Origin of the sequence: Hyphomicrobium nitrativorans NL23, from assembly GCF_000503895.1 — a bacterium.
Classification (GTDB): Bacteria; Pseudomonadota; Alphaproteobacteria; order Rhizobiales; family Hyphomicrobiaceae; genus Hyphomicrobium_C; species Hyphomicrobium_C nitrativorans.
Genome location: NC_022997.1, coordinates 386,730 through 409,952 on the forward strand (window position 1 = coordinate 386,730; position 23,223 = coordinate 409,952).

The following is a 23,223-nucleotide window of genomic DNA, read 5'->3' on the forward strand; positions in this document are numbered from 1 at the left end:
GATTCACGTTTCAGGCCGATAGGGCCTGAAACGATCATGGTCTAGCGCGGCAGCACGAGCCAGACGTCGAGGTCGAGGATCACGCCGTCCGCGTAGCCGCCGTCGTCCTTCTTGAACGGGAACGTGCTCGCGTCCTGGTTCTTGACGGCGACGAGGCGGGTGCGGAGTGCGCCGACATCGGTGCGTCCCGGCAGCTCTGCCTTTTCGAGGACTTCCGACCATGCGTAGACGGTATCGCCTGCAAACAGCGGCGCGACGTGGCGGCCGCCGTTGATGGCGGCGATGTGGAACGCGTTGTTGAGCCCGTTGAACGAGAGCGCGCGTGCGAGCGAGATCGTCACGCCGCCGTAGACGATGCGCTTGCCGAAACGGCCCTTCGATTCCGTGTGCTGGTTGAAGTGCACCTTGGCGGTGTTCTGATAGAGGCGCGTCGCCATCTGATGCTCGGCTTCTTCGAGCGTCATGCCGTCGACGTGGTCGATCTTCTCGCCCACCTCATAGTCGCCCCAGCGATAGGGCGCGCCCGCCTGGGCGTAATCGTATGCGGAAATATCGAGCGCGGGCACGGCGGCGCCGATGTCTTTCGGATCCACGCGGTCGGCAAGCTGCGGCACGACGGCTTCAGGGGCCGGAGACGCCTTGTCGCGCTTCCGCACCATGACCCAGCGCGTGTATTCGAGCACGACTTCGCCGCGCTGATTGCGGCCCGTGGAGCGGACGTAGACGGTGCCCGTTTCCTTGTTGGAGTTTTCCTTGAGGCCGATGACCTCGGAGACCGTCGAAAGCGTGTCTCCGGGATAGGCGGGCTTCAGGAAGCGGCCGCCCGCGTAGCCGAGATTGGCGATGGCGTTCAGCGAAACGTCGGGGACGGTCTTGCCGAACACGACGTGGAACAGCAGCAGATCGTCGACCGGAGAGCGCGGGTAGCCGAGGCGCCTTGCGAATTCGTCCGACGACTGCACGGCGAAGCGGGGGCCGTAAAGGCTCGTGTAGAGGGCCACATCGCCTTCCGTCAGGGTGCGCGGCGTCGCGTGGTTCAGGATCTGCCCGACGCTGTAGTCCTCGAAGAAGTTGCCGGGGTTCGTCTTGCTCATCGGTCCGTCTCGCCTCGAAATCTTGTTCGCGCCGTCCTATGCCACTTTTGGCCTCGCGAGGCGAGTGCGCGATTCCGCCCGCAACGCGGCAACCGAGGTTGCTGGCCTCCCTCGAAAAAGGTCAGAGGGCCCGGTCGGATGGGGAAGCGCCGCCGCTGTCGCTGACGGCCACATTATTCTGGAGGACGACGACCTTGGAGCCCACCGGCACGCGGCGGTAGAGATCGACGATGTCCTGATTGAACAGCCTGATGCATCCGCTCGAAATGGCCTTTCCGATGGACCGGGGCTCGGAGGTGCCGTGAATGCGGAACAGCGTATCCCGCCCGTCGCGGTGAAGGTAAAGCGCTCTCGCTCCGAGCGGATTGGTCAGGCCCGGCTGCATGCCACCCGCCCATTGGGCGTTGACCTCGGGATTGCGCCGGATCATGTCCTGCGTCGGGGTCCAGCGCGGCCATTCGGCTTTTCTGGCGACAATCGCGGACCCTTCGAGTTCGAGCCCAGCCTGCCCGACGCCGATGCCGTAGCGCATTGCCATACCGCCGTCCTGCACGAGATAGAGGAAGCGGTTGGTCGTATCGACGACGATCGTGCCGGGATGCTCCGCAGTTTCGTAGCGGACTTGCGTGCGCAAGTATTTGGGATCGACGTTGGCGATCCTGGTCGCCGGAATCGGAAACCGTTCCTCCGGCAGCGGGCCGTACATGGCCGTATAGGCATCCATGTCGAGAGGCATGGGCATGTCGAGGGTGGCGCAGCCTGACGAGGCCACAGCTACCACGAGCAGCCCGAGCCTGCGCATGGCGAGGCCCATTCCAATCACGTTACGCTGCATAGCCACCCTGTATTTTATTGATATTTCTGTAAGTTACGGCGACAGGCCCCAGATTGGATCACGGCGGGAATTGCCCCTTTCGAGGGCGTTCCGCCTAGAACCACTCCTCGATCTCTTTGACCGAGTTGGCGATGGCAACCGTGCGCTGTGCCTGCACGAGATGGAGGCGCTCGACCATCTTGCCATCCACCGTGATGACGCCCTTGACCCTGTTTTCGGGCTCTTCGAAGGCGCGGATGATCGTCCTCGACCAATTTACCTCCTCTTCGGAGGGGGAGAAAATTTCGTTGCAGGGCGCGATCTGCGACGGGTGGATCAGCGTTTTGCCATCCATGCCAAGGGTGCGGCCGTGCTCGCATTCCTTGCGGAAGCCCGCTTCGTCGCGGAAGTCGTTGTAGACGCCATCGATGATATCGAGGCCGTAGCCACGGGCTGCTACAACCGTCATGGCGAGCCAGGGCACGACGGCGAACCGATCATGCAATGCGCGGGCCCGGCTTTCCTTCAACAGGTCGTTTGTGCCCATGACAAGGCAAACGAGCCGGTTCTCGGGGTCCGCGCCGACGGCCGCGATATCGGCCGCATGCAGAATGGACTGCGGCGTCTCCATCATCGCCCATAGCTTGGTCTTTTCGGGCGCGTTGACCGACTTCAGGATCTTTGCGGCGCTGATGATGTCGCCCGGGTGCTGAACCTTGGGGATCAGGATTGCATCCGGAGCGGCCGCGGCGGCGGCCATGATATCGGCGGTGCCCCAGGCCGTTTCGAGCGCGTTGGGACGGATCACAACCTCGCGGCGTCCGTATCCGCCCTCTCTCACCGCCTCGACGACCTTGGCGCGCGCTTCGATCTTGGCGTCGGGCGCGACCGAGTCCTCAAGATCCAGAATCAACGCATCGGCTGCGAGCGTGCGCGACTTCTCCAGCGCGCGCTCGTTGGCGCCGGGCATGTAGAGGACACTGCGTCGAGGACGAATGAGAGCCATGGCCGATCCAAATATGCGTTCGAGATCAATGCTGCAATGCAACATTAGTCCATCGACGAAAGGTGGCCAATGCGGCAGCCCGCCCCTCGCGGATTTTTCGTGTGCCGCCGCCTCGCGGCCGTCTATCGTCAGGCGCGCACGCTTCGGGGACGGCTCATGGCCACTGTCATCGCAGTTTCGTCGCTGGTCGCGCGCGGCAGCGTCGGTCTTCGGGCCGTCAGGGCCGCGCTCACGCGCCTCGGCCACGAAACGATCGAACTGCCGACGGTGCTGTTGTCGAGCCACCTCGGCTACGGCCGCGTGGCCGGCACACCCACCGCCCCCGAGACGCTACTCGCCATGATCGAGGCGCTGGACGCGAACGGATGGCTCGGCGCGGCCGATGCCGTCCTCACCGGCTATCTGCCGAGCCGGGAGCACGTGGACGTGGCAGCCTCGCTCGTGCTCCGCGCACGGCGGCAGAAACCGGATGTGCCGCTTTTCTGCGATCCCGTGCTCGGGGACATGCCGGGCGGGCTCTACGTTCCGGAGGGTGTGGCCCGTGCCGTGGGCGAGCACCTGGTTCCGCTCGCCACGTATCTCAAGCCGAACGCATTCGAACTCGATTTTCTATCCGGCCGCGTTGTGGCCAATCCTTCCGACGCAGCCGCCGCGGCGCGGACGCTCGGGCGGACTGCGGTGCTGGCGAGTTCAATCCCTGCGGCCGAGGGCATGCTCGCGAATGTGCTGGTGACGAAGGATCGGGCGGCTGTGGCAGCGGTGGAGCACTGCCCGTACGCGCCTCACGGAACCGGCGATCTTCTGACGGCGCTGTTTGCCGGGCACGTGCTCGGAAGCAGCCCATCGGCCGCTCTTTCGGACGCGGCCGGGCGGGCGGTGGCAGGCGTTGCACGCGCCATCGCGGCGAGCCGGGGCGGGGACGAGCTTTCGCTCGCGGACCCCACGCCCTGGCATACGGAAGCGCCGCTTCCCTTTACGTCTTTTGCGGGAAGCGGCCCGTGATCAGCGGATTGTTGCGGGCGGTGCGGAATGCTTCCGCCGTCCGGTTCTTGTACTTCTCGGTCAACCCTTCCCACTGAATGTCCAGCGATCCGCCGCTGATCTTGTGCTGGCGGTCCCAGCTCGACAGCAGGTCGATGCACGCGTGGTCGATGTAATCGAGATCCTCGATGTGCACGTGGACCTTCGCGTCGGGCTTCAGCTCTTCCAAAGCGCGGGCCAGCATCGGGAGACGGATCAATGTCGCCGTGCCCGAGAGATGCAGGTCGACGCGGTTCTCCTCCGGGTTCTCTTCCTTGCGGATCACGAGGTGCGAGAAGGCGTAGAGCAGCTTGGCGAGCGAGAGCACGAGGCCAAGCACGACGCCCTTCAGGAGATCGGTCAGCACGATCGTCACGACGGTGACGACGAAGATGATCACCTCGCCCTTGCCGAACTTCATGAGCGCGGGCACGATCTTGGGATAGGCCAGCTTGTAGCCCGTGAACACGAGCACAGCGGCCAGCGTGGAGACCGGCACGTAGCGCAGCGTGAAGGGAATGAGGCTCGCAAAAACCAAAAGCCAGACGCCGTGCAGGATGGCCGAGTTGCGCGTCAACGCGCCGGCTTCCACGTTGGCGCCCGAGCGCACGATCACACCCGTCATCGGCAGCACGCCAAGCGCGCCGCAAAGCGTATTGCCGACGCCCTGGGCCGACAGCTCCTTGTCGTACTTGGTACGCGGGCCCGAGTGCATCTGGTCCACGGCGGTGGCGCAGAGAAGGGTTTCCGCGCTCGCGATGAAGGCAATCGAGACGACACCGACCATGATGGCGGGCTCAAGCACACGCATCATCCGCTCTGGCGTCGGGAAGATGGTCTCGGACCAGATGTTGTCCGGCACCGAGACGTAGGCGATATCGAGGCCCAGCGCGACGGCGGTCGTCATGCCGACGAGCACGCCAACCAGCGGCGCGGGGATCACGCGCAGCGATTTTGGCGCATAGCTGCCCCAGCCGAAGATCACGGCGATGGTGAGAAAGCCGATGAGGCCAGCGGCAAAGTGCGGGCCGCCCGATGTGAGGGCCGTCATGAGCGCGCCGGGGATGCCGATCAGATTCTCGATGCCGGTGCCGATCGGCTTCATATCCAGCATCACGTGGAACTGCGAGACAAGGATCAGGACGCCGATGCCGACCAGCATACCGTGGATCACCGCGGGCGAGACGGCGCGGAACCACTGACCCAGCTTGAACAGACCGGCCGCCAACTGAAGCAGGCCCGCGAAAAGAACGATGACGCCGAGCATCTCGACGCCGTGTTCCTGCACGAGTTGAAGGACGACAACCGTAAGGCCCGCAGCGGGGCCCGAAACCTGAAGCGGGGAGCCGGCCAAGAAGCCGACGACGATGCCGCCGATGATGCCGGTGATGATCCCCGCCGTGGGCGGCAGGCCGGATGCGATGGCGATGCCCATACAGAGCGGAAGGGCCACCAGAAAAACGACGATCGAGGCGAGGAAATCCTTACCGATGGTCGCCGAGAAAGACGTGGACGCGGACCCCGATGGCGATGAAGTCATGACAAATCACGCCTAGCCTTTGGTGAGCGGCCGGCGCGCCCCTTTGAAATGCCGTTGTTTTCTACGGCTGTGCCCCGATGCGGGCGGACGATAGCGGGTCGCCTTCCGCGCCGCAACCGATGCGGCATGGCGGAACTCCGGGTTTACCATGCCTTTTGGAACCCGCGGCCGATGTGCCCGATTGCATCCGGCACCACTCCTTGGCATGGGTGGATGGACGATCCGCGATGATCGCGAGGCCCACCCCAAGTTTGGAACCCGCTGCATGTCGAGCTTCCCCGAACAACTCACGGACCGCTTTCGCCGCTTCAAGCACCGCCATTTCGTCCCCAACGCCGACCAGTACGAAGAGCTTGCCACGTACGGCCAGAGCCCTCAGGTCATGGTCATCTCCTGCTGCGACAGCCGGGTCGATCCCGAGACGGTCTTCAGCGCGATGCCGGGCGAACTGTTCGTGGCCCGGAACGTCGCCAACCTCGTCCCGCCGTTCGAAAAGGGCGGCCTGTTCCACGGCGTCAGCGCGGCCATCGAATTCGCCGTGCTCAATCTGCGCGTGAAGCACATCGTCATCATGGGGCATTCGGGATGCGGCGGCGTGAAAGCCGCCCTCGACCAGAGCGCCGCGATCCAGACGGAGGCGCAGTTCATCTCGCGCTGGATGTCGATGCTGGACGATGCGCGCCTCAAGGTGCTTTCCGCCCATCAGATGGCCCCCAAGGCCGAGCAGCTCTCGGCACTGGAGCGGGAGGGCATCAAGACCTCCATCAACAATCTGCGCACGTTCCCGTTCGTGAAGGAGGTTGAAGACAAGGGCCGGCTGTCGCTGCACGGCGCCTACTTCGACATCAAGTCCGGCGATCTGCGGGTGTTGAACCACTCTCGGGGGGAGTTTTTCTCGTTGTAGTTTCGTACGCAAGTGGCGCGAAGCTTCGGATAACGGGCCGGGTGCGGGTGGATGGCCGCGGCATTTGCCGCGGGTCGCTTTGCTCCCAAGCGCTGATGCGCTGCTGTTGGGTTCGTACACAAGTGGCGAGAGGCTTCGGATAAGGGGCCGGGTGCTTCGTGGAGGGCCGGCGCATTTGCGCCGGGGGCGCGGTCGCGCCCCGAGCGCTGAAGCGCTGTTTTGCGTTTCGGACGCAAGTGGCGGGACGCTTGAGGGCGCTCCGCGCATCCTCTTGTCATCCCGGCCGAGCGCAGCGAGAGCCGGGACCCAGGGCCACTTGCTCGAAACGGCTACTGCGTCGCGGCGGTCTCGCGGGCGGCGGCGATGGCGGGGAGAAGCTGGCGTTCGAGGCTTTCCTTCGAGATCGGCCCGACGTGCTTATGGACGATCTCGCCGCGGCCGTTGATCACGAACGTCTCGGGCATCCCATACACACCCCATTCGATGGCGGCGCGGCCGGTGCGATCCGTGCCGACGGCCGTATAGGGATTGCCATAGCGGCCCAGGAACCGACGGCCGTTCGTCGGCTGATCCTTGTGGTTGACGCCGTAAATATCGACGCCCGTCCGCTGCCGGAGCTCGATCAAAAGCGGGTGCTCCTCGACGCAGGGCACGCACCAGGACGCCCAGAAGTTCACGACCGAAACCTTGCCCCGGCCAAGATCGGCGGCGCCGAAACCGGGGACGGGCTTGCCGTTTTCGACCAGGTCCTCCAGCGGCGGGAATTCCGTCGCGGGGACGGGCTTGCCGATCAGTGCGGAGGGCAGCTTGCTCGGGTCGCCCGCCGTCAGCGCAAACGCAAAGAGTGCCGCGATGATCGCGAAGATGATGAGAGGCGCCATGGACCAGCCGCGCCGCTTGCGCGCGGGCCGTGGTGCGCCTGTGCCGGCCGTCATCGCGTTCCCTCCTGAGCGCCGCCACCCGAACGGCGTCTTCCGCCGCGCCGGTCCGCATCTGCAAGCGCGCGCGCCTGACGCCGGCCGTCAATCCAGATCCAGCAGATCAAAAGCATCAGGATCAGAACGAAGGCGCCGTAGGACGCCCATATGAAAGCTGCGTGCGGTCCGAGATCCATGGTTCTACTCCGCGCCCGCCGACATGAGGCGATCGCCACGCTCGACTTCCGCAACACGCATCGCCTTCACGCGGCGGCGCATGATTTCGTTCTGCATCGCCTTCAAGTGCAGGGCGATGAACAGCAGCAGGAAGCCCGCGGCCGAGATCAGAAGCGGCGTGCGCATCGAGGCATCGACGGTGGAGGTGAAGCCGGTGGACGGCTGATGCAGCGTGTTCCACCAGTCGACCGAGAACTTGATGATCGGCAGAACGGAGACACCGACGAGCGCGAGCACGGCGGTGAGCTTGCTCGCGAGCGCTTCGTCTTCCAACGACGAACGGAGCGCGATGAGGCCGAGATAGAGGAAGAACAGCATCAGCACCGAGGTGAGGCGCGCATCCCAGACCCAGTAGGTACCCCACATGGGCTTGCCCCAGAGAGAACCGGTGATCAGAGCCGCGAGCGTGAACGCCGCGCCGATGGGAGCGGCGGCCTTGGCCGAGACGTCCGCCAGCGGATGGCGGAACACCAAGAGGCCGAAGCTCGACATGGCGATGATCGCGTAGCCCCCGAGCGCGAGCCACGCCGAGGGGACGTGGATGTACATGATCTTGACCGTCTCGCCCTGCTGGTAGTCCGGCGGGGCGACGAAGAAGACCAGATACATCGCATAGGCGATGAGGAGGACCGAGGCGGCCGCCAGCCACGGCAGGATGGCGCGTGAGAACGCCATGAAGCGGGTTGGATTTGCCAAGCGTTGGGTCAAAGTTTGCATGGGGCTCATCTAAGGCTTTGCGCAAGGGACTGCAATTCGGAGATCGCCTATCTGTACGAGAGTTAAGACACCTGGAGACGAAGGGCGGCGGCGGCGGCCACCGGCGCCAGCGCGATCGAGGCCACAGATACGGCCATCAGCACCAGCAACGACGCCGAGAACCCGTCCTGGCCGACGCTCGCGAAGCCTATGGTGGAGATGCCGAAAATCAGGGTCGGCACGTACAGCGGCAGCACCAGAAGCGCGAGGAGCAGGCCGCCGCGGCGGGCCTTGAGCGTCAAGGCCGCGCCGATGCTGCCGAGGAAGCTCACGGCCGGGGTGCCGGCCAGCATGGTGGCGACGAGCACCGGCGTCAGCGACAGCTCCAAGTTCAGCATCAGCCCCAGCACGGGGGCCATGAGGGCGAGCGGGATGCCGGTCGATATCCAGTGGGCGAGTGCCTTGGCCGCGACGGCAAGTTCGAGCGGAAGCGGCGCGGTGGCCATCACTTCGAGCGAGCCGTCCTCGTGGTCGGCCTCGAACATGCGCGGCAACGAGAGCAGCGCGGCAAGCAGGAGCGCGATCCACAACACGCCCGGCGCGATGCGGGACAGAAGTTTCAAGTCCGGGCCGAGGCCGAGCGGCAGCATGGCGACGACGACGAGATAGAAGCCGAGCGCCGTGCCGAGTGCCGCGCCTTCGCGGACCGCGAGCATCAGGTCGCGACGAAGGAGCGCGAGGAAGCCGCTCATAGTGCCGCTCCTTGCGCGGATCCTTCGACCGTTGGCGCTGTCGGCCCCAGCCGGAGATAGCTCGGCTGTTCGAGCCCCAGCGGCAGGTGCGTCGCAGCGATCACGAGACCGTCGTTTGCCAAGTGTCTTTGAATGAGTCCGGCCAGCAGCGTCGTCGATGCGGCATCGAGCGACACGGTCGGTTCGTCGAGCAGCCAGATCGGCCGCTCCGCCACGAGAAGGCGGGCGAGACCGAGCCGGCGCTTCTGTCCGGCCGAAAGCAGACCGGCCGGATAGTCGGCCAGTCCGAGAAGGCCAAACGCGTCGAGCGCATCGTCCACACGCTCGGCCATCGCGCGCGTCGTTTCTCCGCCGAGATACTCCGCCCAAAACGCGAGGTTCTGCTCTGCCGTAAGGTTGGCTTTCACGCCCGTCAAATGACCGACGTAGTGACACAGCTCGGCAATATCCCGATCCCCGACGTCGCCTTTGAGTGCAATTTTTCCGCTGACCGGCGCGATAAAACCGGCGACGGTGCGGATCAGCGTCGTTTTGCCAGCGCCGTTCGGGCCCGTCAGCAGCAGCGCTTCGCCTGCATTTGCCGTAAACGTAAGGTTCGCGATCACCGTGCGGGTGCCGCGCTCGACCGTCAAATTGTCAGCATGGAGTTGCAAGCGATCGTCCCGCTTCAGCGTGGAACACGCCGTTTTGTGAAAGGAAGGCGCGTGAGTTTGCAAAATTCACAAGCAGAGCTGTGCTAATTTGCGACTTTCGTCGCCTATATAATTGGCTTGCTTCGCGTATCGCTACTGCAAAAAATAAGGGCGAACCGCCCGCCCGGGCACAGACGACCTTCGGAAGACTGTCGGTGCCGATGTTCTTGCCCCGCATCCGACCGACAAACCACCTTTGCTCTAAGGAGAAGAAAACGTGAGCGCACCCACGACCGTCACCTCTGCGCCGGCCTCCCTCGACAGCTTCAACTGCAAGAGGACGCTCACCGTCGACGGTCGGGAGTATGTCTATTACTCGCTGCCCGAAGCCGAGAAGAACGGTCTTCCCGGAATTTCGAAGCTGCCATACGCGATGAAGGTGCTGCTCGAAAACCTGCTGCGCCACGAGGACGGCCGCTCGGTCACCAAGGCCGACATCGAGGGCGCCGCCGAATGGCTCGACAACAGGGGCCGGGCGGAGCGCGAGATCGGCTTTCGTCCCGCGCGCGTTTTGATGCAGGACTTCACCGGCGTGCCGGCGGTCGTCGATCTCGCCGCGATGCGCGACGGCATGCTGAAGCTCGGCGGCGACGCGAAGAAGATCAACCCGTTGGTGCCGGTCGATCTCGTCATCGACCACTCGGTGATCGTCGACGACTTCGGCAATCCGCAGGCGTTCGCCAACAACGTCGAACTCGAATACGAGCGCAACGGCGAGCGCTACGTGTTCCTGAAGTGGGGGCAGGATGCGTTCGCGAACTTCCGCGTGGTGCCGCCGGGCACCGGCATCTGCCACCAGGTGAACCTCGAATATCTTGCGCAGACGGTGTGGACGGCGACGAACGGCAACGGCGAAACGCTCGCCTACCCCGATACGCTCGTCGGCACCGACAGCCACACCACGATGGTCAACGGACTGGCCGTGCTCGGCTGGGGCGTCGGCGGTATCGAAGCAGAGGCCGCGATGCTCGGCCAACCGCAGTCGATGCTGATCCCGGAAGTGATCGGCTTCGAGCTCACAGGCGCGCTCAAAGAGGGCGTGACCGCAACCGACCTCGTGCTCACCGTCACGCAGATGCTGCGCAAGAAGGGCGTCGTCGGAAAGTTCGTCGAATTCTACGGCGCGGGTCTCAACACACTTACGCTCGCCGACCGCGCGACCATCGCCAACATGGCGCCCGAGTACGGTGCAACGTGCGGCTTCTTCCCCGTCGATACGGAAACGCTCAACTACCTCGTCGTCTCGGGGCGTGACGCGCAGCGCGTGGCGCTGGTCGAAGCCTATTCCAAGGCGCAAGGCCTTTTCCGCACGGCCGACGCCGCCGATCCCGTGTTCACCGACACGCTCTCGCTCGATCTTTCGACGGTCGGGCCGTCGCTCGCCGGACCCAAGCGTCCCGAAGGGCGCATCGCGCTTTCCGACGTCAAGGACGGGTTCGGCACCGCGCTTGCGGGCGAATACAAGAAGACCGGCGATACCGAGCAGCGGTTTGCCGTCGCGGGACGCGACTTCGATCTCGGCCACGGCGATGTCGTGATCGCGGCCATCACGAGCTGCACCAACACGTCGAACCCGTCGGTGCTGATCGCCGCCGGTCTGCTTGCGCGCAACGCGGCGGAGAAGGGACTCACGTCGAAGCCTTGGGTGAAGACGTCGCTTGCGCCCGGAAGCCAGGTCGTTGCCGCCTATCTCGATAAGGCGGGCCTTCAGCCCTATCTCGACAAGGTCGGGTTCAACCTCGTCGGCTTCGGCTGCACCACCTGCATCGGAAACTCCGGCCCGCTCGCGCCAGAGATCTCGAAGACGATCAACGACAACGGTCTCGTTGCCGCCGCCGTGCTCTCCGGCAACCGCAACTTCGAAGGGCGCGTGAGCCCCGACGTGCAGGCCAACTATCTCGCTTCACCGCCGCTCGTCGTCGCGTATGCGCTCGCCGGAACGGTAACGCGCGATCTTTCGACCGAACCGCTTGGGCTCGGCTCGGACGGAAGCCCCGTCTACCTCAAGGACATCTGGCCTTCGAACCAGGAGGTGCAGAAGTTCATCGCCGAAAACATCTCGCGCGATCTCTTCAAGTCGAAGTACGCCGACGTTTTCCGCGGCGACGAGCACTGGGCCACCATCAAGACCAGCACCGGTCTCACCTATAGCTGGGACGCCAAGTCGACCTACGTGCAGAACCCGCCCTACTTCGACGGCATCACGAAAACGCCGCGTCCGATCACGGACATCGAAGGCGCGCGGGTGCTCGCGCTGTTCGGCGACAAGATCACGACCGACCACATCTCGCCCGCGGGCTCCATCAAGGCGGCCTCTCCGGCCGGAAAGTATCTGCTCGACGAGGGCGTGGAACCGCGCGACTTCAACCAGTACGGCACGCGCCGCGGCAACCACGAGGTGATGATGCGCGGCACGTTCGCCAATATCCGCATCAAGAACCATATGGTGACGGACGAGGCGGGCAACGTCGTCGAAGGCGGCTACACGATCCATCATCCGTCGGGCGAGCGGCTTGCGATCTACGATGCCGCGCAGCGCTACGCGGAGGAGAAGGTTCCACTCGTCGTGTTCGCCGGTGTGGAGTACGGCAACGGCTCCTCGCGCGATTGGGCCGCCAAGGGCACCAACCTGCTCGGCGTCAAAGCCGTGATCGCGCAGTCGTTCGAGCGCATCCACCGTTCGAATCTCGTCGGCATGGGCGTCATCCCGTTCGTGTTCGAAGCGGGCACAAGCTGGCAGTCGCTTGGGCTCGACGGCAGCGAGACCGTGACGCTCAAGGGCGTGGCCGGGCTCAAGCCGCGCCAGATCGTGGACGCCATCATCACCAAAACCGACGGCAGCCAGTCCAAGGTGCCGCTCATCTGCCGTATCGATACGCTCGACGAGATCGAATACTTCAAGAACGGCGGCATCCTCTCGTACGTCCTGCGCAATCTGGCGGCCTAGGGAGACGGGCGGGCTGGACCCACGATCTCAGAGACCCTATCAATCAGGAGGGCCCGCTCGGGCCCTCCGTGACGGCCGGGGCTTGGCCCGGGTCCGCCAGTTTCTGCAGGGCGCCTCCGTGTCGAAGACTGTCCGTCTGCTGCGTCGCCTCGTCATTCCCGCCGCCGGGCTCGTTCTGCTCGCGACGGGGCTCGTCTCCGCGCAGCAACCCGTACCGACACACGCGCTCGGCGCCGGGCCGCCGCGGGCGGTGATCGAGCTTTTCACCAGCCAGGGGTGTGCGGACTGCCCGGCCGCCGATGCCTTGCTTAAGACGTTCGTCGACCGCGACGACATGGTCGCGCTCACGCTCCCCGTCGATTACTGGGATTATCTCGGCTGGAAGGATACGCTCGCGGGTCCGCGCAACGCCGAGCGGCAGCGCGCGTATGTGGAGCGGTTCGGCACCGGCACGGTGTTTACGCCGCAAGCTGTCGTCAACGGCACCATGGAGGTGCTCGGCTCCGACGCCAACGAGATCGACCGTGCCATCCGCGCCACCGAGACGGCGCTCTCGTCGAGCCGCATCCCCGTTCTCTTCTGGCACTTCGGCAACACGATCATCATCGAGACCGGGGGCGCTGCCCCTGAGGCCGAGCCGCGCGAAGCGACGATCTGGCTCGCCGTCGTTCAAAGAAAAGTCGATGTGCCGATCAAGGGCGGCGAAAACGCCGGGAAGACGCTCACCTACTACAACGTGGTCCGCGAGCTTACGCCGGTGGGCGTGTGGAACGGCCGGCCGGCCACGATCCGGCTCGCGCGCGCGGCGATCATGCGTCCCGAAACGGAAGACCTGATCGTGCTGATCCAGGAAGCCGAGACCGGGCCCATCCTCGGCGCGGCTCGCTTGATGGGGAACTGAGACGGCGCGCGTACCGCTCAATCGGCCATCGTCAGCACGACCTTGCCCACGGCTTCGCGCCGGTCGATCACGCCGATGGCCTCGCGAACTTCTGCGAGCGGATAGAGCCCGTGAATGCGGGGTTCGAGTTTCCCGGCCGCAACCCAATCCAGAACCTGGACCATGTTGGCGCGGTGGGCCGCCGGATTGCGCCGCACGGCTTCGCTCCAGAACACGCCGATGGCCGCCGCGCCTTTCAGCATCAGGAGATTGAGCGGCAGTTTCGGGATTTCACCGGCCGCAAAGCCGACCACAAGGAAGCGGCCTTCCCAAGCGAGTGCGCGCACCGCGGGTTCCGCATAGCGGTCGCCGACGCAGTCGTAGACCACGTCCACGCCGCGTCCGCCGGTGAGATCCTTCAGCGCCTGCTTGAGATCGGCTGTGTCGTAATTCACGACCTCATCGGCACCCAGCGCTTTGCAGAGCGCGAGCTTGTCGTCGGACGAGGCGCATGCGATCACGCGCGCGCCCATCAGCTTGGCGATCTCTATTGCCGCCTGGCCCGCACCGCCCGACGCTCCCAGCACGGCCACGGTCTCTCCAGGCTTCACGTTGCCGCGATCCTTGAGGCCGTGGATCGCGGTTCCGAACGTGATGCTGACGCCCGAGGCCACCGCGTCCGAGACACCTGCCGGAACAGGGATCAGGCTCTCGGTGGGGACGACCACCTTCTCGCGCGCGCCGCCGTATCCGACGGCGGCCGCGACACGGTCGCCCAGCGCGAAGCCCGTAACGCCCGCGCCCAGACGTTCCACAACACCGGCGATTTCGCCGCCCGGAGAGAAGGGAAGCTCCGGCTTCGTCTGGTATTTTCCGCGCGTAATCAACGTGTCGAAAAAGTTGAGCGCGGCTGCCCGCACGCGCACCACCACCTCGCCGGCGCCCGCTTCGGGCTCCGCAATCTCCTCCACGGCCACGGCCTCCGGGCCGTCGAGGGTCTTGCAAAGGGCCGCCTTCATGTGTGACCTCCGGGGACACGAATTCCGACGAGCCCTCCTAGCGGGAGACGCTACGCAAAGCGAGCCCCTTCATGACCTCCACCAATTGGCCCCCCAAGGCGCGCGGCTATTTCGCCATCGGCGCCGAGCGTTCCTCAAAGGCGCTCAATCTCGGCAACCTGATGCGGTCGGCTCATGCCTTCGGCGCGGGCTTCACCTTCACCATCGGCGCGCAGTATCAGGCGCTGGAAGCACGCGCCGACACGTCCAAGGGACATTGGCATCTGCCCCACTACAACTGGGACACCCCCGCCGATCTGATCCTGCCGAAGGGGTGCCGTCTGGTCGGTGTCGAGCTGATCGACGAGGCCGTGGATCTGCCGAGCTTCCGCCATCCTCTTCAGGCCGCCTACGTTCTGGGCCCGGAGCGTGGCTCGCTTTCCGACGCGCTGCTCGAACGCTGCGACTTCACCGTCAAGATCCCGACCAGCTTCTGTGTCAACGTCGCGATGGCGGGCGCAATCGTGATGTACGATCGCGTCAAGAGCCTCGCGCCGTTTGCGGCGCGGCCCATCTCGGAAGGGGTCCTCTCGGTGACGCCGGTTCCGCCCGTCCGGATCAACACCGGAGGGGGCGGACGGGTGGATGACAGAGCGGTCTCGCTCCCCGTATAAGAAGCCGATTTTGCCAGTTTGAGAGAATCGTTGATTATCGCATGATGGCACTTCGTTCGATCCCGACCCTGATCTGTTCCGCCGTGGCCCTTCTCTGGGCGACGCCTCTCTCCGCCCAAAGCGCAGACGGCGCCGTCGAGAAAGGGCGCTATGGGCAATGGATTGTCCATCAAAGCGCGGGAGACGATCCCAAGATCTGCTTTGCGGCGTCCCAGCCGCAGACAAAGGAGCCGGCTGGGGCGAACCGCTCCGCCATCGTGTTCTATGTCTCCGCATGGCCCAAGGACGGGATCAAGTCCGAAGTGTCCATCAAGCTCGGCTATCCCATCCGGCCGGACAGTCCGGTCGCTGTCGAGGTGGGAACCGACGAGTTTCAGCTTTTCGCCAAGGACGACCGCGCCTATGTCGCGGACGCAACCGACGAGTTGAAGCTCATCGAGGCCCTTAAAAAGGGCAACGCGGTTGTGGTGAAGGCCACGTCCGCCCGCGGAACGCAGACGACCGACACCTACTCGCTGCAGGGTATTTCGAGGGCGCTACAGGAAATGGCGAGCGCCTGTCCGTAATTTTCGCTCACGGGCCTGTTCGTCCGGTGCGTCCAGGCGGAGCTTGGCTTCGCCAGGACGCACCGGACTGGCCCTCCGCGGGGGCGGCGCATTGGCGCCGGGTCGCCTTGCTCCCGAGCCCTATGGGCTGGATGTCGCGCGTTAAGACGTTTCGCAATAGGTGGAGCGGCAGCTCGTCTCTTACGGGCGGGTGCGCTCGGGGTTGCGGAGCTGCACGTAAAGCGCGCCTTCGCCTCCGTGAGGAATGGCCGCTGCCGTATAGCTCACCACGATGGCACGGAGCTCGGGCTCTGCAAGCCACATCGGCACGTTCTTGCGCAGCACGCCACGTTCCACGGTGCCGAAGCCGTAGTCCGCGTCCTCGCGTTCGCGGCGCGAGATGCCCTTCCCCGTGATCACCAGCACCCAGCGCAGCCCGCGCCGGAAGGCAGAGAACAGAAAGCCCCTGAGTGCGGCGTGTGCCTCGTGCTGGCGCATCCCGTGCAGGTCGATGCGTGCTTCGATTTCGAAGCGTCCCTGACGCAGCTTCCGCGCGGCCTTGCGGTCGAAGACATTGAGGGCGGGCGTCGCCGATAGCGGCTTCGGGACGGCGGTGCTCGTCGGCGGAGGAGGGGGCGGAGCTTTGAGCGCGGATTTTTTGCCGGGCTTGCCCTTGCCGTCGGCTTTGAGTTCGAATGGGGGAACGCCTTCGAGATCGTCCGCACCCACAATGTACCGGGTCTTTTTGCCAGGAATGGGCTTCAACGACGCGGCCATGTAGTCCCAAAGGGCTTCGTCTTCCTTCGAGAGATGACGGCGGCGGGGCGGCTGATGTGGCGGTTTCTTTCCCATTCCGCTTACGCCGCGTCGCGCGGGAGCAGGACGAAGAACCGTCCGGGGTGCTTTGTGGAGCCCGCCAACCGCCCCGCGTCTTCACCCGAACCGAAATAGATATCGCCCCGCTCCGGCCCGCGGATCGCGGAGCCCACGTCCTGCGCGATCATTAGCTGTTCGAAGCTACGTTCTCCCCACGGTTTCAGTGTGGGGGCCGCGACGTAAATCGGCGTTCCGAGCGCGTGATAGCCGGTATCGACCGCAAGGCTACGGCCATCCGACAATCCGGTTCCCAACGCGCCGAGAGGGGCGTCCGCATCGCCGTCAAGCTCGCGGAAGAATACGAATGACTTGTTCTGTTGCATCACCCGGCGCGCGCTCTCCGGATGCGCCGTCAGCCACACCTTGAGGGCATCGAGCGACATCTCTTCGGCCGCCATCGCGCCGGTATCGATGAGGTATCGCCCGATCGACGTGTAGGGATGGCCGTTCTTGCCGTCGTAGGTGATGCGGATGCTCTCGCCGTCAGCGAAGCGGATGCGTCCCGAACCCTGGACGTGCAGAAAAAACGCATCGACGGGATCTTCCAGCCAGACAAGTTCGAGGCCCTCGCCGGCCAGCGCACCCGCTTCGATCTCGGCGCGCGTGGCATAGGGCTCCACGCCGGAGGCTGTCTTGCGCGCGTGGGTGGGAGCATCCGCCAGTGCGCCACGTTCCGCTTCACCCACGAGGTTCACGAGATCGGGCGGGCGGCGATAGATGGGAACGCGAAAGGCGCCGCTCGCTTCGCGGGACGCATCGAGCACGGGTTCGTAATAGCCGGTGAGAAGCCCCGCCGTGCTTTTGTGCTCCACGCGATGCGGCACGAACATCTGCTCGAAGAAGGCGCGCGCTGCGTCGCGGGTCGTGATGGCGTCTGCTTTGGACAGGGCAAGCTCGGCCGCCGCAACGAGTGCCGCATTTGCCGCTTTCGTTTTGCCGGATGCCCGCTCTCCGGCTTCTCGCAACGCGGGCGCCGATCTTGCGAACGCTTGAAACGCCGCGAGGTGATCGTCATCGCCCCAGCCCGGAAGCTCCGCAAACGGAACGGGCGAGAAGGCCGCCGCGAGGCTCACCGGCTCAGACGTTGGGGCTCCAAGGGGCATCGGGCGGGGTGCGGCGGGGCGGCAGGATCAGTTTGGCGACTGCGTGCCGACCAGCTTCCAGTTGAGATTCCGACGTGCTTCCTTGCTGGAAATGTCACGCGAGAACGTCCAGATGTCGGTCACGTCCTTCACGCGGGACTCGTCCCCATCCACGATTTCGCCGGACTTGTCACGCGTGGCGCTGATGAGCTGGCTCACGAAGCGCACGGTGATGCTGGCGATGCCTTTGGAGCTGACTTCGGCTTCGAGGATGTCCGCCTTGTTGATGCCGACGAAGCTCTGGTCGATGACGAGGTTCTGCTGCTCGCGCTCGGAAATCGCGCGGCTGAAGCTGTCCAGCACATCAGCGCTCAGGAGATCGCGGAGCATGCGCCGATTGCCCTCGGCAAACGCCGTCACGATCATTTCGTAAGCCTGCTTGGCGCCGCGGATAAAGGTCTCGGGCTCAAACGTGCTGTCGAGGCGCAGAATATCCATCAGGCGTGTGGCGAGCTGTGTGTCCGCACCGGCAAACGCCTTAATGCGCTCCTCGACCTCGGCCACCGAGACGGTCGCTTCGGCCGGCTCGGCCTGACGGCCGCGCTGGGGCAACGCAACCACCTTATCGGACTGCGCACCGGCAACCTGCTTGTTCATCGCCTCGCGCTTGCGCTCGATGCGGGACTCGTCCTCTTCCGTCCGCCGGCCGAGGAGGCTCCTCAGCTTGATGATCGCGACAACGGCGACGACGAGAGACAGAAGCGTCAGAAGATTGATTTCGCCATCCATGTCTTGGCAGCTTTCCCGGCAACGCCCTGAATTTGGGCTTCTGCCCTGATGTAAGATCGCTCGTGAGGTCCGTCCAGGCGCAGATCCCCATTGCGGTGAGAGGGACCGCACTTCAGAGGCACGCCGATCATGCCCTGCAACTTAGGCTACAACGCGGTGGTTGCCAAACGTTCTTAGGGCCGCAACTGGCCAAGATGCCATCATAAAATGGGATATTGGCCGATTGCGGCTGCACCCCCGCCGTGATAGCAGCTTGCCCACCGGACCGGGGTTTTGCCAATAAATCCATGCGCCGGCCCCTGGGAGGGTCGCCAAGAGCGGCCGCGACAAGAAAAACGAGAGTTCGCTGATCATGGCAGAAGAAAAGAAGCCGACACCGCAAGCCGCAGCCGGCACCGATTCCAACGAGGTGGCCGTCGAGGCGCAGATCGTCGGACAGTTCATCAAGGATCTCTCGTTCGAGAACCCGAGCCTCGGCAAGCTTCTCGAAGGACCGGCCGAACCGCCGAGCATCAAGCTCGAAATCAACGTTGCCGCCAAGAAGCTCAAGCAGGACGACTTCTTCGAGAGCGTGATCGACTTCAAGGCCGTCGCCTCCAACAAGGACGGCACGATCTACGATCTCGAAGTGCTTTACGCGGGTCTGTTCCGCATCAAGAACATGCCTGAAGCTGCGCTTGAGCCGTTCCTGCTGGTCAACTGCCCGACCTTGACGTTCCCGTTCCTGCGCCGGCTCGTGGCCGACATCACGCGCGAAGGCGGCTTCCCGCCGCTGCTGCTCGATCCGATCGACTTCGGACAGCTTTTCATGCGCCGGAAGCAGGACATGGCGGCAGCCGCCAACTCCAAGCCCAACTGATCGGGCTAGTCACTTTAGCCAGACCGATGATTCACGCTTCAGGCTGGCAGGGTCTGAAGCGATCATGGTCTTTTTAGCGAGACCGATGATTCACGCTTCGGACTGATAGGGTCCGAAGCGATCATGGTCTAGGCAGCGTCATCCGTTTTCTCGGAAGCGAGATAACGCTTCCACAGCGCGTTCTCTCCGAGCGTTTCGACAAACGCTCGATGGACCTCGATCTCGGCGGCGGAGAGCCGCGGGGCGAGGGGTGCCGGGCGTGCGGCTGGTTTCGCCGGGCCGCCGGTGCGGCCATCGCGCGCCGCCGACCCGCGGTTCGAGCCGAGCCCAAGCGTTGCCTGCCGTTCGCCCAAAAGCTCGACGTACACCTCTGCCAGCAGCAGCGAGTCCATCAGCGCGCCGTGCTTGATGCGCTTCGAGTTGTCGATGCCGTAGCGTTTGCAAAGTGCGTCGAGGCTGTTCGGTCCTGCGGGATGCTTGCGCCGCGCGAGCTGGAGCGTATCGACGACGCGGCTCATGGCGAGCGGACCGAGCTTCAGCCGCTCCAGCTCCGCATTGAGGAATCCGACGTCGAACGTGGCGTTGTGAATGACGAGCGTGTCGCCCGCGATGAAGTCGAGGAAATCGCCCGCGACGTCGGCGAACACGGGCTTGTCGAGCAGGAATTGCGTGGAGAGCCCGTGAACGGCTTCGGCTTCCGCAGGCACCGTGCGCTCAGGGTTGATGAACTGGTGAAACTCGCGGCCTGTCGGGTTGCGGTTTACGATTTCGATGCAACCGATTTCGACCAGCCGATCGCCCTTGCGGGGATCGAGGCCGGTGGTTTCCGTGTCGAGGACGATTTCGCGGAGCATGGCGGTCCGGTGTGCATTCAGAGGTCTTGCCAGTGCCGTGCGTAGGCTTCGGCCGGCTTCGATTTCAGCGAATCGAGGATAGCATCGACCTGGGCTTCACTGTCGGCAAGCGTGCCACCCGTATCCACAACGAAGTCGGCGCGCTGGCGCTTTTCCTCATCCGGCGTTTGCCGTGCGAGCAATCCGTCGAGCTTCTCCGGCGTCATGCCGGGCCGCGCGAGAACGCGGGCGCGCTGAACATCCGCAGGCGCCGAGACGACAACCACGGCATCCACCTGCTTGTCGCGCCCCGTTTCGAACAATAGCGGGACTTCGAGCACGGCCGTGGCGGCATGCGATTCGTGCGCAGTATGAAGAAAACGCCTTTCGGACGCGCGCACCAGCGGATGCACGATCGCCTCAAGCTTGCGGAAACGGGTTTCGTCGTTGTTCAACGCGGCGGCGAGGCGCACGCGGTCGACGCGGCCGTCCTCCGTCGTTCCGGGGAACGCGGCTTCAACGGCAGCAGTCACCTCACCCGTGTAAAGACGGTGCACTTCCGCGTCCGCGTCGAACACGGGGATGCCGCGGCGGCGAAACATGTCCGCAATCGTCGATTTCCCCATGCCGATGGATCCGGTGAGGCCAACGACGATCATCGCGCGCCCTCGATGTCGGCTGCGATCTTGTCGTAAAGTTCGTCCGTCACCTCGGGCCGTACGCCGAACCATTTCTCAAAGCCAGGCACCGCCTGGTGCAACAACATGCCGAGCCCATCGACGGTGTGCAGCCCGTGGCGGCGCGCATCGCGGATGAGCGCCGTTTCGAGCGGCACATAAACGATGTCGGACACGATGCAGTCGGGATGAAAGTCCGTGAAATCCATGTCGAGCGATCCTTCGCCCTTGAGGCCGACCGCTGTCGTGTTGACCAGAACCGCGCTTTCCGTTGCGGCGCGCGAGCGCTGCTCCCACGGAAAGACTTTGACGCGCGGGCCGAAGTCGGCGGCGAGCGTTGCGGCGCGTTCGGCCGAACGATTGAACAGACGGATCTCCCCAACATCCGCTTCGAGGAAGCCGTGCACGATGGCGCGCGCCGCACCACCCGCGCCCAGGATCGAGACCGGCGCGTCACGGCGGTTCCAATCCTCGGCCTGGAGCGCGAGATAGGTCATATAGCCGTAGGTGTCGGTGTTGGCCGCGCAAAGGCGCGCTCCTTCGAGCCACAGCGTGTTCGCCGCGCCGACCGCAACTGCCGATGCATCCCGTTCGTCCGCGATCCGGAATGCCGCTTCCTTGTGCGGGATGGTCACATTGCAGCCGGAAAACCCTGCGTTTGCGAGACCGCGCAAGAACGTCTCGACATCTTCGGGCCGCACCGCTTCCTTCGTATAGGTGCCGTCGATGCGATAACGGTCGAGCCAATAGCCATGGATCGCGGGTGAGCGCGAATGCTCGATCGGCCAGCCGATGACACACGCTTGTTTTCCGGCTCGCTTCATGCTTCGAGCACTCCTCGCCGCAAGAGTTCCGCCACCAGCGGCAGCAGCGGCATTCCGAGGATCGTCGCGTGATCGCCCTCGACAGCCGCAAAAAGTTGAACCGCAGGGCCTTCGATCTGATAGGCGCCGACCGACGTCAGGACGACATCGCCCACGCGCGCGAGATATCCGTCGAGCGCATTATTGGAGAACGCACGCATCGTGAGGTGCGCGACAGCGACGTCGTGCCAAACGGTTTCACCGTTCACGCCCAGCGCCACGGCGGAATGCAGCGTATGCGTTTTTCCGCGCAACGCCACGAGCGAAGCGCGTGCGTCGTCCATGTCTCGCGGCTTCTCGAACAGGCGGCCTTCGAACGAGAGCACCTGATCCGCGCCGATCACGAGCGCATGCTTATGCTGCGCACTTACAGCTTTCGCCTTTTCCTCGGCGAGCGCGAGAGCGATGCGCGCGTGCGGAAGGCCTGGAGTGTCGGCAAGCAGCCCGTCGCGGATCGCCGCCTCGTCCACATCCGCGGGCGTGACGGTCACGGCAATGCCGGCGGCTTCCAGCATTGCGCGGCGTGTCGCGCTGCCGGACGCCAACACGAGGTGTGGCGCGTTACGCCTCATGGCCGGATTCCGCTGCGGTTTCCTTATCCTCCGCCGCGGCCCGCTCTTCCGCCTCTTTATCCTGCATCAGGCGAATGATGGTGGCTGCCGTCTCTTCGACCGAACGGCGCGTCACGTCGATTACCGGCCAGCCATGCTTCGCGCAGAGCTTGCGCGTGATCGCGATCTCGGCCGCAATCCGGCTGCGGTCGACATAGTCGTCGAGGTCCCGGTCGCCGATGAGGAGCGCGCGGTTGCGCCTCACCTCCGCTATGCGGTCCGGGCTTGCGATCAGGCAGGCCACGAACGCGGTATGATCTCCAGCCAGCTCTTCCGGAAACGGCAGGCCCGGCACGATCGGCACGTTGGCCGTCTTGTACCCGCGCTGCGCGAGATAAATGCTCGTCGGCGTTTTCGATGTGCGCGAGATGCCGAGCAGGATGATGTCGGCTTCGTTCAGGTTGTCCGGCAGGCGGCCGTCGTCGTGCGCCATCGAGAAGTTCAAGGCGTCGATGCGGCGGAAGTAGTCGGCATCGAGCACGTGCTGGCCGGCAACGGTCGGCGTCTGCGGCGCGCCGAGGTACGATTCGAACACCTGCATGATCGGTTGCAGCACCGCGTAACAGGGAACCTTCAGCTCCTTGCAGCGCTGCTCGATCTCCGAAATCAGGTCCGTGTTGACGATCGTATAGAGCACGATGCCCGGTGCCTGCTCGATCTCCTGAAGTACGCGCTTCAACTGGCGCGCGTTGCGAACGAGCGGATGCATATGCTCGATGGGCCGCATCTGCGAATACTGAACGGCCGCCGCCTTGGCGATCGTGGTCAGCGTCTCGCCGGTCGAATCCGAGACGAGATGGAGGTGGAAGTAGCTCGGCCGGCTGTTGGTCATCTGTGAATAAAGAGCCGATTTATCCCGGGGTGGGGTCGAGTTGCAGGGGGCCGTTGGTAAAAGGGCCCGGTTGTCCACCGAGATA

General features: G+C 64.6%; 25 protein-coding genes. 7 read left to right on the top strand and 18 right to left on the bottom strand.

What is annotated here, in order from left to right:
* Positions 1-41: 41 nt before the first annotated feature.
* The 3 genes from W911_RS01710 to W911_RS01720 all read right to left on the bottom strand — a co-directional run bounded on the left by W911_RS01710 (position 42) and on the right by W911_RS01720 (position 2,914).
* On the bottom strand, positions 42-1,094 hold the full coding sequence (locus W911_RS01710; RefSeq protein WP_023785782.1) for a MaoC family dehydratase: 1,053 nt from the start codon (positions 1,092-1,094) through the stop codon (positions 42-44).
* Positions 1,095-1,215: 121 nt separating this feature from the next.
* Positions 1,216-1,929, bottom strand: coding sequence for a L,D-transpeptidase (locus tag W911_RS01715; RefSeq protein ID WP_023785783.1), 714 nt, complete (start codon positions 1,927-1,929; stop codon positions 1,216-1,218).
* 94 nt (positions 1,930-2,023) lie between these two features.
* Positions 2,024-2,914 carry an HpcH/HpaI aldolase/citrate lyase family protein gene (locus tag W911_RS01720; protein WP_051388612.1) on the bottom strand — a complete coding sequence of 297 codons (891 nt, stop codon included), beginning with the start codon at positions 2,912-2,914 and terminating at the stop codon, positions 2,024-2,026.
* A 69-nt stretch (positions 2,915-2,983) separates the two neighbouring features.
* On the opposite strand from W911_RS01720, the gene W911_RS01725 reads away from it, so the two are divergent.
* Positions 2,984-3,916 carry a bifunctional hydroxymethylpyrimidine kinase/phosphomethylpyrimidine kinase gene (locus W911_RS01725; RefSeq protein ID WP_023785785.1) on the top strand — a complete coding sequence of 311 codons (933 nt, stop codon included), beginning with the start codon at positions 2,984-2,986 and terminating at the stop codon, positions 3,914-3,916.
* Here the strand turns inward: W911_RS01725 and W911_RS01730 are convergent.
* Complete coding sequence (locus W911_RS01730) at positions 3,888-5,474, bottom strand: SulP family inorganic anion transporter (protein WP_023785786.1); 1,587 nt, start codon at positions 5,472-5,474, stop codon at positions 3,888-3,890. The genes W911_RS01725 and W911_RS01730 overlap by 29 nt on opposite strands.
* A 265-nt stretch (positions 5,475-5,739) precedes the next feature.
* On the opposite strand from W911_RS01730, the gene W911_RS01735 reads away from it, so the two are divergent.
* Positions 5,740-6,378, top strand: a complete 639-nt coding sequence (locus W911_RS01735) for a carbonic anhydrase (protein ID WP_023785787.1) — start codon at positions 5,740-5,742, stop codon at positions 6,376-6,378.
* Between the two features lie 329 nt (positions 6,379-6,707).
* On the opposite strand, the gene W911_RS01740 is transcribed toward W911_RS01735, so the two are convergent.
* From W911_RS01740 to ccmA, 5 genes are all read right to left on the bottom strand, one after another.
* Positions 6,708-7,313: a DsbE family thiol:disulfide interchange protein gene (locus W911_RS01740; protein WP_023785788.1), complete on the bottom strand. Its 606-nt coding sequence runs from the start codon at positions 7,311-7,313 to the stop codon at positions 6,708-6,710.
* Entirely contained in the window at positions 7,310-7,492 is a 183-nt protein-coding gene (gene ccmD, locus W911_RS01745) for a heme exporter protein CcmD (RefSeq protein WP_023785789.1), read from the bottom strand. Before ccmD ends, W911_RS01740 begins: the two co-directional genes overlap by 4 nt.
* A 4-nt stretch (positions 7,493-7,496) precedes the next feature.
* On the bottom strand, positions 7,497-8,249 hold the full coding sequence (locus W911_RS01750) for a heme ABC transporter permease (protein ID WP_041317016.1): 753 nt from the start codon (positions 8,247-8,249) through the stop codon (positions 7,497-7,499).
* A gap of 62 nt (positions 8,250-8,311) precedes the next feature.
* Positions 8,312-8,980, bottom strand: coding sequence for a heme exporter protein CcmB (gene ccmB, locus W911_RS01755; protein ID WP_023785791.1), 669 nt, complete (start codon positions 8,978-8,980; stop codon positions 8,312-8,314).
* Positions 8,977-9,633: a heme ABC exporter ATP-binding protein CcmA gene (ccmA, locus tag W911_RS01760; protein ID WP_041317019.1), complete on the bottom strand. Its 657-nt coding sequence runs from the start codon at positions 9,631-9,633 to the stop codon at positions 8,977-8,979. Before ccmA ends, ccmB begins: the two co-directional genes overlap by 4 nt.
* Positions 9,634-9,889: 256 nt before the next feature.
* Between ccmA and acnA the strand changes: the two genes are divergently transcribed.
* Entirely contained in the window at positions 9,890-12,619 is a 2,730-nt protein-coding gene (gene acnA, locus W911_RS01765; protein ID WP_023785793.1) for an aconitate hydratase AcnA, read from the top strand.
* Between the two features lie 118 nt (positions 12,620-12,737).
* Complete coding sequence (locus W911_RS01770) at positions 12,738-13,520, top strand: DUF1223 domain-containing protein (RefSeq protein WP_244438560.1); 783 nt, start codon at positions 12,738-12,740, stop codon at positions 13,518-13,520.
* Between the two features lie 17 nt (positions 13,521-13,537).
* Here the strand turns inward: W911_RS01770 and W911_RS01775 are convergent, their stop codons facing one another.
* Positions 13,538-14,518: an NADPH:quinone oxidoreductase family protein gene (locus W911_RS01775; RefSeq protein WP_023785795.1), complete on the bottom strand. Its 981-nt coding sequence runs from the start codon at positions 14,516-14,518 to the stop codon at positions 13,538-13,540.
* A 71-nt stretch (positions 14,519-14,589) separates the two neighbouring features.
* Here W911_RS01775 and W911_RS01780 point away from each other — a divergent pair, with 71 nt between their 5' ends.
* Positions 14,590-15,171, top strand: coding sequence for an RNA methyltransferase (locus W911_RS01780; protein ID WP_023785796.1), 582 nt, complete (start codon positions 14,590-14,592; stop codon positions 15,169-15,171).
* A gap of 41 nt (positions 15,172-15,212) precedes the next feature.
* A complete protein-coding gene (locus W911_RS01785) occupies positions 15,213-15,737 on the top strand; it encodes an invasion associated locus B family protein (RefSeq protein ID WP_023785797.1) in 525 nt (174 codons plus the stop codon).
* A 180-nt stretch (positions 15,738-15,917) separates the two neighbouring features.
* Here the strand turns inward: W911_RS01785 and W911_RS01790 are convergent, their stop codons facing one another.
* The 3 genes from W911_RS01790 to W911_RS01800 are packed head-to-tail and all read right to left on the bottom strand — an operon-like array spanning position 15,918 to position 18,463.
* Positions 15,918-16,568 (bottom strand): Smr/MutS family protein, encoded by a 651-nt coding sequence (locus tag W911_RS01790; protein WP_023785798.1) that lies wholly within the window; start codon positions 16,566-16,568, stop codon positions 15,918-15,920.
* 5 nt (positions 16,569-16,573) lie between these two features.
* Positions 16,574-17,695: a murein transglycosylase A gene (gene mltA, locus W911_RS01795; RefSeq protein WP_023785799.1), complete on the bottom strand. Its 1,122-nt coding sequence runs from the start codon at positions 17,693-17,695 to the stop codon at positions 16,574-16,576.
* A gap of 27 nt (positions 17,696-17,722) precedes the next feature.
* Positions 17,723-18,463 carry a Tim44/TimA family putative adaptor protein gene (locus W911_RS01800; RefSeq protein WP_023785800.1) on the bottom strand — a complete coding sequence of 247 codons (741 nt, stop codon included), beginning with the start codon at positions 18,461-18,463 and terminating at the stop codon, positions 17,723-17,725.
* 352 nt (positions 18,464-18,815) lie between these two features.
* Here W911_RS01800 and secB point away from each other — a divergent pair, with 352 nt between their 5' ends.
* The gene (gene secB / locus W911_RS01805) at positions 18,816-19,322 is read left to right on the top strand and encodes a protein-export chaperone SecB (RefSeq protein ID WP_023785801.1); all 507 of its coding nucleotides are present in this window, start codon (positions 18,816-18,818) and stop codon (positions 19,320-19,322) included.
* 128 nt (positions 19,323-19,450) lie between these two features.
* Here secB and dnaQ read toward each other — a convergent pair whose 3' ends face one another.
* From dnaQ to W911_RS01830, 5 genes are read right to left on the bottom strand one after another with little or no spacing between them, the layout of a single operon-like run.
* Positions 19,451-20,176, bottom strand: coding sequence for a DNA polymerase III subunit epsilon (gene dnaQ / locus W911_RS01810; protein WP_023785802.1), 726 nt, complete (start codon positions 20,174-20,176; stop codon positions 19,451-19,453).
* Between the two features lie 17 nt (positions 20,177-20,193).
* The gene (gene coaE / locus W911_RS01815) at positions 20,194-20,814 is read right to left on the bottom strand and encodes a dephospho-CoA kinase (protein WP_023785803.1); all 621 of its coding nucleotides are present in this window, start codon (positions 20,812-20,814) and stop codon (positions 20,194-20,196) included.
* The gene (locus W911_RS01820; RefSeq protein ID WP_023785804.1) at positions 20,811-21,656 is read right to left on the bottom strand and encodes a shikimate dehydrogenase; all 846 of its coding nucleotides are present in this window, start codon (positions 21,654-21,656) and stop codon (positions 20,811-20,813) included. Before W911_RS01820 ends, coaE begins: the two co-directional genes overlap by 4 nt.
* On the bottom strand, positions 21,653-22,267 hold the full coding sequence (locus tag W911_RS01825) for a Maf family protein (protein ID WP_023785805.1): 615 nt from the start codon (positions 22,265-22,267) through the stop codon (positions 21,653-21,655). Before W911_RS01825 ends, W911_RS01820 begins: the two co-directional genes overlap by 4 nt.
* Positions 22,257-23,138 carry a pyruvate, water dikinase regulatory protein gene (locus W911_RS01830; protein ID WP_023785806.1) on the bottom strand — a complete coding sequence of 294 codons (882 nt, stop codon included), beginning with the start codon at positions 23,136-23,138 and terminating at the stop codon, positions 22,257-22,259. The genes W911_RS01825 and W911_RS01830 overlap by 11 nt, the downstream gene beginning before the upstream one ends.
* Positions 23,139-23,223: the final 85 nt, after the last annotated feature.

Excerpts from the sequence above, each read along its gene's own strand:
- W911_RS01710 (WP_023785782.1), bottom strand. The coding sequence starts at position 1,094 with ATGAGCAAGACGAACCCCGGCAACTTCTTCGAGGACTACAGCGTCGGG.
- W911_RS01715 (WP_023785783.1), bottom strand. The coding sequence starts at position 1,929 with ATGCAGCGTAACGTGATTGGAATGGGCCTCGCCATGCGCAGGCTCGGG.
- W911_RS01720 (WP_051388612.1), bottom strand. The coding sequence starts at position 2,914 with ATGGCTCTCATTCGTCCTCGACGCAGTGTCCTCTACATGCCCGGCGCC.
- W911_RS01725 (WP_023785785.1), top strand. The coding sequence starts at position 2,984 with ATGCGGCAGCCCGCCCCTCGCGGATTTTTCGTGTGCCGCCGCCTCGCG.
- W911_RS01730 (WP_023785786.1), bottom strand. The coding sequence starts at position 5,474 with ATGACTTCATCGCCATCGGGGTCCGCGTCCACGTCTTTCTCGGCGACC.
- W911_RS01735 (WP_023785787.1), top strand. The coding sequence starts at position 5,740 with ATGTCGAGCTTCCCCGAACAACTCACGGACCGCTTTCGCCGCTTCAAG.
- W911_RS01740 (WP_023785788.1), bottom strand. The coding sequence starts at position 7,313 with ATGACGGCCGGCACAGGCGCACCACGGCCCGCGCGCAAGCGGCGCGGC.
- ccmD (WP_023785789.1), bottom strand. The coding sequence starts at position 7,492 with ATGGATCTCGGACCGCACGCAGCTTTCATATGGGCGTCCTACGGCGCC.
- W911_RS01750 (WP_041317016.1), bottom strand. The coding sequence starts at position 8,249 with ATGCAAACTTTGACCCAACGCTTGGCAAATCCAACCCGCTTCATGGCG.
- ccmB (WP_023785791.1), bottom strand. The coding sequence starts at position 8,980 with ATGAGCGGCTTCCTCGCGCTCCTTCGTCGCGACCTGATGCTCGCGGTC.
- W911_RS01775 (WP_023785795.1), bottom strand. The coding sequence starts at position 14,518 with ATGAAGGCGGCCCTTTGCAAGACCCTCGACGGCCCGGAGGCCGTGGCC.
- W911_RS01780 (WP_023785796.1), top strand. The coding sequence starts at position 14,590 with ATGACCTCCACCAATTGGCCCCCCAAGGCGCGCGGCTATTTCGCCATC.
- W911_RS01785 (WP_023785797.1), top strand. The coding sequence starts at position 15,213 with ATGATGGCACTTCGTTCGATCCCGACCCTGATCTGTTCCGCCGTGGCC.
- W911_RS01790 (WP_023785798.1), bottom strand. The coding sequence starts at position 16,568 with ATGGGAAAGAAACCGCCACATCAGCCGCCCCGCCGCCGTCATCTCTCG.
- mltA (WP_023785799.1), bottom strand. The coding sequence starts at position 17,695 with ATGCCCCTTGGAGCCCCAACGTCTGAGCCGGTGAGCCTCGCGGCGGCC.
- W911_RS01800 (WP_023785800.1), bottom strand. The coding sequence starts at position 18,463 with ATGGATGGCGAAATCAATCTTCTGACGCTTCTGTCTCTCGTCGTCGCC.
- secB (WP_023785801.1), top strand. The coding sequence starts at position 18,816 with ATGGCAGAAGAAAAGAAGCCGACACCGCAAGCCGCAGCCGGCACCGAT.
- dnaQ (WP_023785802.1), bottom strand. The coding sequence starts at position 20,176 with ATGCTCCGCGAAATCGTCCTCGACACGGAAACCACCGGCCTCGATCCC.
- coaE (WP_023785803.1), bottom strand. The coding sequence starts at position 20,814 with ATGATCGTCGTTGGCCTCACCGGATCCATCGGCATGGGGAAATCGACG.
- W911_RS01820 (WP_023785804.1), bottom strand. The coding sequence starts at position 21,656 with ATGAAGCGAGCCGGAAAACAAGCGTGTGTCATCGGCTGGCCGATCGAG.
- W911_RS01825 (WP_023785805.1), bottom strand. The coding sequence starts at position 22,267 with ATGAGGCGTAACGCGCCACACCTCGTGTTGGCGTCCGGCAGCGCGACA.
- W911_RS01830 (WP_023785806.1), bottom strand. The coding sequence starts at position 23,138 with ATGACCAACAGCCGGCCGAGCTACTTCCACCTCCATCTCGTCTCGGAT.